The sequence below is a fragment of the Plantactinospora mayteni genome (assembly GCF_016862935.1).
Taxonomy (GTDB): Bacteria; Actinomycetota; Actinomycetes; order Mycobacteriales; family Micromonosporaceae; genus Plantactinospora; species Plantactinospora mayteni.
In genome coordinates this window covers 24,812-33,301 of sequence record NZ_BONX01000071.1, presented here as the reverse complement: position 1 = coordinate 33,301, position 8,490 = coordinate 24,812, and the positions used below count along the sequence as shown (strand labels likewise).

General features: G+C 68.6%; 9 protein-coding genes. 6 read left to right on the top strand and 3 right to left on the bottom strand.

The annotated features are described in order from the left end of the window. Nucleotides 1-72 precede the first annotated feature (72 nt). Both Pma05_RS39700 and Pma05_RS39695 read right to left on the bottom strand, forming a co-directional pair. Nucleotides 73-297 carry a hypothetical protein gene (locus Pma05_RS39700; RefSeq protein ID WP_203862697.1) on the bottom strand — a complete coding sequence of 75 codons (225 nt, stop codon included), beginning with the start codon at nucleotides 295-297 and terminating at the stop codon, nucleotides 73-75. Between the two features lie 53 nt (nucleotides 298-350). Continuing rightward, nucleotides 351-1,208 carry a helix-turn-helix transcriptional regulator gene (locus tag Pma05_RS39695; protein WP_203862696.1) on the bottom strand — a complete coding sequence of 286 codons (858 nt, stop codon included), beginning with the start codon at nucleotides 1,206-1,208 and terminating at the stop codon, nucleotides 351-353. A 229-nt stretch (nucleotides 1,209-1,437) separates the two neighbouring features. Here Pma05_RS39695 and Pma05_RS39690 point away from each other — a divergent pair, with 229 nt between their 5' ends. Both Pma05_RS39690 and Pma05_RS39685 read left to right on the top strand, forming a co-directional pair. Beyond that, nucleotides 1,438-2,382 carry an SDR family oxidoreductase gene (locus Pma05_RS39690; RefSeq protein ID WP_203862695.1) on the top strand — a complete coding sequence of 315 codons (945 nt, stop codon included), beginning with the start codon at nucleotides 1,438-1,440 and terminating at the stop codon, nucleotides 2,380-2,382. Nucleotides 2,383-2,509: 127 nt separating this feature from the next. Then, nucleotides 2,510-3,781 (top strand): MFS transporter, encoded by a 1,272-nt coding sequence (locus tag Pma05_RS39685; protein ID WP_203862694.1) that lies wholly within the window; start codon nucleotides 2,510-2,512, stop codon nucleotides 3,779-3,781. A 516-nt stretch (nucleotides 3,782-4,297) separates the two neighbouring features. Here the strand turns inward: Pma05_RS39685 and Pma05_RS39680 are convergent. After that, on the bottom strand, nucleotides 4,298-5,137 hold the full coding sequence (locus Pma05_RS39680; RefSeq protein ID WP_307837032.1) for a helix-turn-helix transcriptional regulator: 840 nt from the start codon (nucleotides 5,135-5,137) through the stop codon (nucleotides 4,298-4,300). Nucleotides 5,138-5,369: 232 nt separating this feature from the next. Here Pma05_RS39680 and Pma05_RS39675 point away from each other — a divergent pair, with 232 nt between their 5' ends. The 4 genes from Pma05_RS39675 (at nucleotide 5,370) to Pma05_RS39665 (ending at nucleotide 8,482) form a co-directional block, all read left to right on the top strand. Beyond that, nucleotides 5,370-6,542, top strand: coding sequence for an oxygenase MpaB family protein (locus tag Pma05_RS39675; protein WP_203862693.1), 1,173 nt, complete (start codon nucleotides 5,370-5,372; stop codon nucleotides 6,540-6,542). Nucleotides 6,543-6,585: 43 nt separating this feature from the next. Beyond that, nucleotides 6,586-6,708 (top strand): hypothetical protein, encoded by a 123-nt coding sequence (locus Pma05_RS43675; RefSeq protein WP_275414821.1) that lies wholly within the window; start codon nucleotides 6,586-6,588, stop codon nucleotides 6,706-6,708. A gap of 317 nt (nucleotides 6,709-7,025) precedes the next feature. Then, nucleotides 7,026-7,505, top strand: coding sequence for a (2Fe-2S)-binding protein (locus Pma05_RS39670; RefSeq protein WP_372441636.1), 480 nt, complete (start codon nucleotides 7,026-7,028; stop codon nucleotides 7,503-7,505). Beyond that, nucleotides 7,505-8,482, top strand: coding sequence for an FAD binding domain-containing protein (locus tag Pma05_RS39665; RefSeq protein ID WP_203862691.1), 978 nt, complete (start codon nucleotides 7,505-7,507; stop codon nucleotides 8,480-8,482). Before Pma05_RS39670 ends, Pma05_RS39665 begins: the two co-directional genes overlap by 1 nt. The last annotated feature ends 8 nt before the right edge of the window (nucleotides 8,483-8,490 follow it).

The window sequence follows — 8,490 nt, the reverse complement described above, 5'->3', positions numbered from 1 at the left end:
TGCCCGCTCTGCTGCGGGTCCCCCCAACTGCGCCTATCCGCGTGGCCTCTAAGCGGAACTGATTGGCGTGACCTACCTGTAGGAGGTCAGCCTCACCGCGTACGCCGAGCGCACCGGCCAGGCTCGCTGGAACCTGTACGAGCGTCGTACCCCCGCCGTCGCCCGGCTGACGGCCGCGATCGAGTCGTCCTGGCGTTCGATCAGCGCCCGCAGCTCACGAAGTTCGGCCAGCACTTCCGCCACCTCGGCTCGAGCCTGCTCACTGGCCTGCTCGGCGGTCCGCGCGCGGTCCAACACCCAGCTGGTCAGCGTATCCGTAACGAAACGCTCCCAACGAACCCGTCAGCTCGTCAGCTGCCCGAGGCACTCTCGCTCATCTGCTGCGCACCGATCGCGGCAAGCAGTTCCAGCTTGTGGTAAGTCTCGCTCCCGGGAGCGGCGGTATAGACGAGAAGCCGATGTGACTGCCCGGGGTCGTGGAGTGTCTGGCAATCGAGCGCCAGGACACCGAGTTCCGGATGCACGAAGCGTTTGACGTCGTCGAAGCTTGCCCCGACTTCGTGTTCGTTCCACAGCTTGGCGAATTCGCGACTTTCGGTGAGTAGGAGGTCCGCGAGGCGAGCGGCCTTCGAGCCGGGTCCACGAACGGTGGCCAGCCTGCGGGCCCCGGAGGCGAAGACGCGCGACGTTCGTTCGCGGTCCTCGGGGTGATATCTGACCCGGCTGGCCGGGTCGGTGAACCACCGGTACGGCATGCTGCGGGCAGGGCCGGAGTATCGGGTGGTGTCGCCGGTGAGTGCAACGCCCATCGGGGTCTGCCGCAGCGTCTCGCCGAGTTCCGTGACGATCTCGGCGGGACTGTCGGCGAGCCGGTCGAAGATGCGCAGCAGCCCGGGACCGATGTGCTCGCTGGTCGCGCCTCGTGCCGGCGGATTGTGGCCCGCGAGGCGGAACAGGTGGTCGCGTTCGTCGAGGGACAGGTGCAGGCCCTGGGCGATGGCGGCGATCAACCGTTCGGAAGGGTGCGGTCCACGTTCCTGCTCGAGTCGGCTGTAGTAGTCGGCAGAGAGGTGACAGAGCGTAGCTACCTCTTCGCGGCGAAGTCCGGCGGTCCTGCGGCGCTGCCCCCGAGGCATACCGACGTCCTCGGGCTGTAGCGACTCCCGCCGGCGACGCAGGAACTCGGCCAGTCCGGCCCGATCGATCATGTCCGTTTCCTCCAACGCTGCTTCTGTCCCGTTCTACCGTGGATGCCCACCGGCATCCACGGATTGTCGATCCCCCTTACGGCCGGCGGCGCATGCGCTGCCATGATCGCGGGCCGCCTCCGCGGATCGGGAAGACACGGACTGGTAGACCCTGGTTGCCCTCCTCATTTTGTACGAATCTCGGTGCCGCAACGACATGACGACGGCACCGAGACACCAGGAGCAGACCATGCCACGTAAACCGATCGACGTCACAATCCCGAACCTGGCTGGAAAGCTGGCCGTCGTCACCGGCGCGAGCGACGGGATGGGCCTGGGGATGGCCGTGCGGCTGGCTGCGGCCGGTGCCGAGGTGATCCTGCCCGTCCGCAACCCGCGCAAGGGCGAGGCCGCGATCACGCGGATTCGGCAGGTCTCCCCAGGTGCGAAGGTCTCGCTGCGCAGCCTGGACCTGTCCTCGCTGGAGTCGGTCGCGGCCCTCGGCGACACCCTCCACGAGGAGGGCCGTCCGATCCAGCTCCTGATCAACAACGCGGGGGTGATGCGACCGCCGAACCGGCAGACCACGGCCGACGGGTTCGAGCTGCAATTCGGTACCAATCACCTCGGCCACTTCGCGCTGGTCGCCGGGCTCCTCCCGTTGCTGCGCGCCGGCCGCGCCCAGGTGACCTCGCAGGTCAGCGTCGCCGCGCGTCGTGGCCGTATCAACTGGGAGGATCTGAACTGGGATCGCTCGTACGACGGCATGCGCGCCTACAGCCAGTCGAAGATCGCGTTCGGACTGTTCGGCCTGGAGTTGGAGCGGCGCAGCAAGGCACACGGGTGGGGCATCACCAGCAACCTTTCCCACCCGGGGGTTGCTCCCACCAGCCTCCTGGCCGCCCGGCCGGAGCTTGGCCGTAGCCAGGACACCCCCCAGGTTCGGTTGATCCGGGCGCTGTCCGCCCGCGGCATCCTGCTGGGCACCGTCGAGACCGCCCAACTGCCCGCACTGATGGCCGCGACCGATCCCGACGCCAAGCCCGGCGCCCTCTACGGGCCCAGTGGTCCCGGCAACCTTGGCGGGGCGCCGGCCGAACAGCAGCTCTACCCGCCGCTCCGCAGCATCGAGGACGCCGCGCGTGTCTGGGAGATCTCCGAGCAGCTCACCAAGACCACGTTCGTCACGGCCTGACCACCGGCCGCCCGAGCAACCACCCCCGAGGAGTCCCGTGAGTATCGTCGCTCGTCGCACGTCGAAGCCCAGGAGCCCCTGGCGGGTGGTTGTCGGCGGCGGCATCGCCGCCGCCGCCGGCCCCCAGATGTACCTGGCCACCATCGGTCTGTTCGTGCTGCCGATCGCCGAGGAGACCGGCTTCAGCCGCACGACCGTCACCGGTGCCTACTCGGTCGCCGCGGTCGGGATGGCGCTCGGCCTGCTCATCGTGGCGCAGATCGTGGACCGCTTCGCCGCGCGATACATCCTCGTGCCGAGTTTCGTGCTGTTCGCGGTCTCGATGGCACTGATCGCGCTGGTACCACCGATCGCGCCGGTCTACTTCATCCCATGCTTCTTCGTGGGATTCTTCGGCGGCGGGACCGTGGTCCCAGCCACCCGAGCGGTCGTAAGCTGGTTCGACAACAACCGCGCCCTCGCGATCGGGATCGTGACCGGCATCATCGGCTTGGGCGCGGCCCTGGCCCCGGTGCTGGCGGGCGCGCTCATCGACAGCGTCGGGTGGCGGCTGGCCTACGCCTGCATGGCACTGATCGCCGTCGTCGTGTCGGTCACGATGGTCACCTTGTTCGTGCGCGCGCGGGCGGAACGACACGTCCGCGGACGACTCGTCCAGGAGACACAGGTAGAGGGCCGCGACGTCAGCCTCGAGCTCCCGGGACTGACGTTCCGGGAGGCGGTGCGTACCCGGCAGTTCTGGCGCATCGCGCTGGGACTCGGCCTGGTCGGAGTCGTGGTCATCGGCCTTCAGGTGCACCTCGTGCCCATGATGACCGATCGGGGGCTGAGCGACGGCCAGGCCGGTACGCTGCTCGTCGTCTTCGGCCTGGCATCGTTGGTCGGGCGGGTGGCCGGTGGTTTCATCATCGACCGCGTACACGGTGCCATCGTCGGGCCGATCGTGATGCTCGCCCCCATCGCCGGCCTGTTCTTCCTGCACCCGCCGTTCACCAGCGCCGCCGTCGCGGTCGCCTTCATCGGTGTCGCGTTCGGCATCGAGGGCGACCTGCTCGCCGTGCTCATCACCCGGTATCTCGGCACTCGCAACTTCGGACGGATCCTCGGACCTGTTCAGGCCGCATTCCTGCTGGGCTCCGCGTTCGGGCCGCTGCTGCTCGGGCTGGGTTACGACACGCTGGGCTCCTACGACCCGGTCATCCCGGTCCTGATGGGCGTCCTCGTCGTCGGCGCGATCCTCATCGCAACCCTGGGGCCCTACACCTACCCCGCCGTCAACGGATTCGATCAGCTCGCCGCACGCGACGAACTCGCCGCGTCCGAGGTCCTGAGCGACATCGCCGCGAGCAGCGACATCCGCGGCTCCTCGGACCGGCCCCGCGTCCACGTCCACCAATGAACCTTTTTCAACCTCCCCTTGCGGTCCGTCGTGGCCGCAGGTGGAAGTCGGGGCGCAGCCGCCGCGCGGTTCAGGTTGAAAAAGGTTCAATGATCGAGTCCGGCCGGCACGCCGGGTCCGCTCCGTCTGCCCAGGCAAGCATGCATGCGGCTATCTCCCGCCCTGACAGTGCAGCCGTCGCCGGAACCCACGTAGGTCGCCGGAACCCAAGTAGCGGGACCACGACGCGCGAAGGGTGTCACCCGATGCTCCAGCACATCACGATCCCCCGCGGACCGACCGAGCTCGATTCCCGATCGGGGAGGACGCTGAATGGTGGACCTGTTGGCTGGGTGCCGATGCGCGGATGGCCAGACATGTCCCGCATCGATCGAAGCAACGTGTCCGAGGCGGTTGCCGCTCGTGTCGGCTCCGCTCGGTTCGCGACGGTCGCGTTTACCGCCTGCGGGGTCGGCGGAGACACGTCCCCGCCACAGACCGCACTGTCGAAGTCGATGTGCAACTGGCGGGTGGATCTCAGCGAAGCGTCTGCGCGCCGATGACGGACAGCATCTGGAGTTTCTCGTAGCTCTCACTGCCGGGAATGGCGGTGTAGACCATCAGCACGTGGCCGTGGCCCGGGTCGACTAGCCGCTGGCAGTTCAGCTCCAGCGCACCGACCTCGGGGTGGACGAAATGCTTGACGTTACGCGGATGTATCCCGATCTCGTGGTCGTCCCATACCCGCCGGAACTCCTCGCTTCGGGCCAGCAGCAGCTCGGTCAGGTGGGCCGCCCGGGAGTCAGGGCCCCTGAGCGTGACCAGTTCGCGCAGCCTCGAAGCGAACATCCGGGTCAGGAAGGGATGCTCTGCGGGCGCGTAGAGCTGCCGGGCTGCGGGGTCGGTGAACCACCGGTAGCCCGCACTGCGGGCAGGGCCGGCGTGGCGTGTCAGGTCCCCGGTGAGCGCGACGCCCGTCGGGGACTGTCGCAGGGTTTCGCTTAGTTCGGTGATGATCTCGGCGGGGGTGTCGTCCAGGCGGTCGAGCACCCGCAGCAGGCCGGGACTGATGTGGTTGTTGGAGGGGCCCCTCGGGGGCGGGTTGTGGCCGGCTAGGCGGAACAGGTGGTCACGTTCGTCGATCGACATGTGCAGACCCTGGGCGATCGAGGCGAGCATCCGGTGCGATGGCTGGGGGCCGCGTTCCCGCTCGAGTCGGGAGTAGTAGTCGGCCGACATGCGACACAGCGAAGCGACTTCCTCGCGCCGTAGCCCGTTCGTCCTGCGACGCTGCCCGCGCGGCAGACCGACGTCTTCCGGTTGCAGTGCCTCACGCCGACTGCGTAGGAACTCCGCCAGCCTGGTGCGATCGATCACGACGCTCCCCTTTCGCGTACTGCTCGTTTCTACCGTCCGCCGACAGAGGTAGCCAGGCCCTGCCGATCCCCCTCAGCCCGATCCGGAGAGGAGACTCGTTGAGCCTCTGATCGACAGGCCGTGGTTACCGCGGGCGCTTTCGGTGAACGATCGATGGCATGACCCGGGGATCCGGGGACACGGAGACCCCCTGAGCCGGGCAGACCGGTGACCCTACATCTCGGGAGACATCATGATCGGACACGTTGATTGGCCGACGGGGCGGGCCGGACGGTCGACCGTTCTCGCTCAGTTCGGCCAGGCCCGGGCGGACCTGATGCAGTGGGCCTTGACCACCGGCGACGAGCTCGCCGATGCGGTCGTCGTCGAGATGCACCAGATTGGGATGACGCAGGCCCGCCCTGTGGTGAGCAAGGGCATCCGGGAGGGCCTGGCCTCCCTCGGCAACCCGCCCCCGGCACTGGAGGCGTTGCTTCGGCAGGCCGAGGGGATGCCGGACTATGTCGACGACGAACTGCTCGACAGGGGCCCGTTGCCGTTCTACACCTCCCCACTCCCGGTGCACATCATCGCCCTCAACGCGGGCGCGCTGCTTCGTGTCTACGAGTCGCCGTCGATCTCGAAGGTGCTGACGACAACAGGCCGGCTGGTCGATGCCGCGCAGCGGCGTATCCAGGAGACCGGGGTCTGGCTCACCCAGGCCATGCTGCCCGGCGGCCTCCGCGCCGGGCAGCCGGGCTATGTGGCGACCCTGCGGGTACGGGTGCTGCACGCCCACATGCGCAAGCTCGCTCTGGACCGTGGCTACGATATTTCGGTACACGGCTACCCGGCCAACCAGGTCGATCTGGGGCGGACCTGGATGGACTTCACGCTCACCACCTACCGAGCCGAAGAGCTTCTCGGGTTCGGGCTGAGCACCCGCGAGCTGGCCAATCTGTACCGCTACTGGTGGTACATCGCCCATCTGCTGGGGATCGACGCGCGCCTGGTCGAGGGGATCGCGAGCAACGAGGCCGCCGCGCGGCTCGATGCCGTGTTCCAGACCGTCACGGGGCCGGTCACGGAGGACTCCGCAGTGCTGGCGGACGCGACGCTGGCATCGGTGGCCGCTAGATTGCACGAGGTGCTGAGAGCCCCGCGAGGGCTGGCACGGCCTGCGCTGAACGCGATCGCCCGCCGTATCCACGGCGACAGCATGTGCCAGGACCTCCGAGTCCCGGCCGCTCCGGTCGCTGACGTGTGGCTGGGCCCGGTGCTGTCCGGGCTCACCCTGGCGCGCGATCGTCGTCGCCGGCACGCGGGGCGGTGGCAGGCCGCGATAGACCAGAACCTGGCGGCCACTCGCGCGCTGCTGGCCCGGGCCGACCAGCCGACGGCCCACCAACCTGGGCCGGCTGGCTGATGGCGGTCGTCCTTCCTGGCATGCGGCCACTCGGCAGGTCGAGGTGATCCTCCGATCCGCGAAGTGCGACCAGGGCGCCCGGGTGTACCTGCGCCGGCACGCCGCCCACGTCACCGTCGTCGCATGCGGTGACGTGGCCGCCGGGTACGACATCGACGAACGCTGACCGGCGGCCCGCAAAGCTGGTTCACCCATCGCTCCCCGACACCGCCGGATTCGTAAGCCTGGGATCGACAGACCCTGGCAGCGGTCGAGTCCCGTGGTCAGGGTGGAGGAGAACTTGGCCGGTTGCCCGTACAGACGGTTTCCGGTGTACCCCGTCCGACGCCCATCCGGGGAGAATCGATGAATCCAAGCGAGAATGCTGACGACAGCCGGCCGGGGGTGTCCCGGCGGAGCGTTCTGGGCGGTGGTGCCGCCGTCGCGGTAGCGGTGCCGCTGCTGGTGACGGGGGCGGGGGCGGAGGCCGCGCCGGTAGCCGAGGTGGCGAGCGCCGATCTCGTGCCCATCAAGGTCGAGGTCAACGGCAAGCCGGTCTCGGTGCGAGTGGATCCGCGGACCACCCTGCTCGACACGTTGCGTGAGGAGCTGGAGCTCACCGGTACGAAGAAGGGCTGTGACCGTGGTCAGTGCGGGGCCTGTACGGTGCACGTCGACGGTCGGCGGGTGCTGTCCTGCCTGACGCTGGCGGCCACGGTCGACGAGCGTGAGGTCACCACGATCGAGGGTCTGGCCCGGGGTGATCGGCTGCACCCGATGCAGCAGGCGTTCATCGAGCGGGACGGTCTGCAGTGCGGCTTCTGCACGCCGGGGCAGATCATGTCAGCGGTCGGCATGGTCCACGAGGGCCACGCGAACTCCGACGACGAGATCCGCGAACGGATGTCGGGCAACATCTGCCGGTGCAGTTGCTACCCGTTCATCGTCGACGCGATCCGGGACGCGCAGAAGGTGATGCGCTGATGCGGGCCTACACGTTCACCCAGCCGCGTTCCGTCCGCGAGGCCGTCGCGCACGCCGGGGAGGGCGCTGCCTTCCTCGCTGGCGGCACGACCCTGGTCGACCTGATGAAACTCGATGTGATGGCGCCGACCCGGGTCGTGGACATCAACCGGCTTCCGCTGCGCGGCATCAAACTCGACCCCGACGGGCTGCACATCGGTGCGCTCGAACGGATGAGCGATGTCGCCGTCGACCGCAACGTGCGCCGGGACTATCCGATGATCGCTCAGGCGCTGGAGTTGAGCGCTTCTGCTCAGCTTCGCAACATGGCGAGCATCGGCGGGAACCTGTTGCAGCGCACCCGGTGTGGCTACTTCCGTGACGTCACCACCCCCTGCAACAAGCGGGAGCCCGGAAGCGGTTGCTCGGCTCTGACCAGGATCAACCGCACTCATGCGATCCTCGGCACCAGCGACGACTGCGTGGCGACCCATCCCAGCGACCTGGCCGTCGCGCTGGTGGCCCTCGGCACCGACGTGCATCTGGCCACCGCGCAGGGCACTCGAACGGTGCCACTCGACACCTTCTACGCCCTGCCCGGCAGCACCCCCCACGTCGAGAACGTGCTGCGACCGGGTGAGCTCGTCACCGGCATCACCGTCCCTCGCTCGATGTGGGCGGCGAATTCCGTCTACCTGAAGATCCGCGACCGGCAGTCGTACGAGTTCGCCCTCGCCTCGGCGGCTGTCGCCTTCGAATGGCGCGGTCGCACCATCAAGCAGGCCCGGATCGCCGTCGGTGGGGTCGGCACCACACCGTGGCCGCTGCCGGCGGTCGAACGGGCTCTGGCCGGCCAGCCGGCCACCGCCGACACATTCGAGGCGGCGGTCAGCACCGCCGCGGACGGCGCCCGGCCCCTGTCGCAGAACGCGTTCAAGCGCGAGCTGCTGCGACGTACGCTGGTCCGGGCCTTCACCGTCCTGGCGGAGAGCCGATGAACGACCAG

What these genes read in the sequence shown, in the direction of transcription:
- Pma05_RS39685 (WP_203862694.1), top strand. Translation starts at nt 2,510, where the DNA reads ATGTACCTGGCCACCATCGGTCTGTTCGTGCTGCCGATCGCCGAGGAG.
- Pma05_RS39665 (WP_203862691.1), top strand. Translation starts at nt 7,505, where the DNA reads ATGCGGGCCTACACGTTCACCCAGCCGCGTTCCGTCCGCGAGGCCGTC.
- Pma05_RS39690 (WP_203862695.1), top strand. Translation starts at nt 1,438, where the DNA reads ATGCCACGTAAACCGATCGACGTCACAATCCCGAACCTGGCTGGAAAG.
- Pma05_RS39695 (WP_203862696.1), bottom strand. Translation starts at nt 1,208, where the DNA reads ATGATCGATCGGGCCGGACTGGCCGAGTTCCTGCGTCGCCGGCGGGAG.
- Pma05_RS39675 (WP_203862693.1), top strand. Translation starts at nt 5,370, where the DNA reads ATGATCGGACACGTTGATTGGCCGACGGGGCGGGCCGGACGGTCGACC.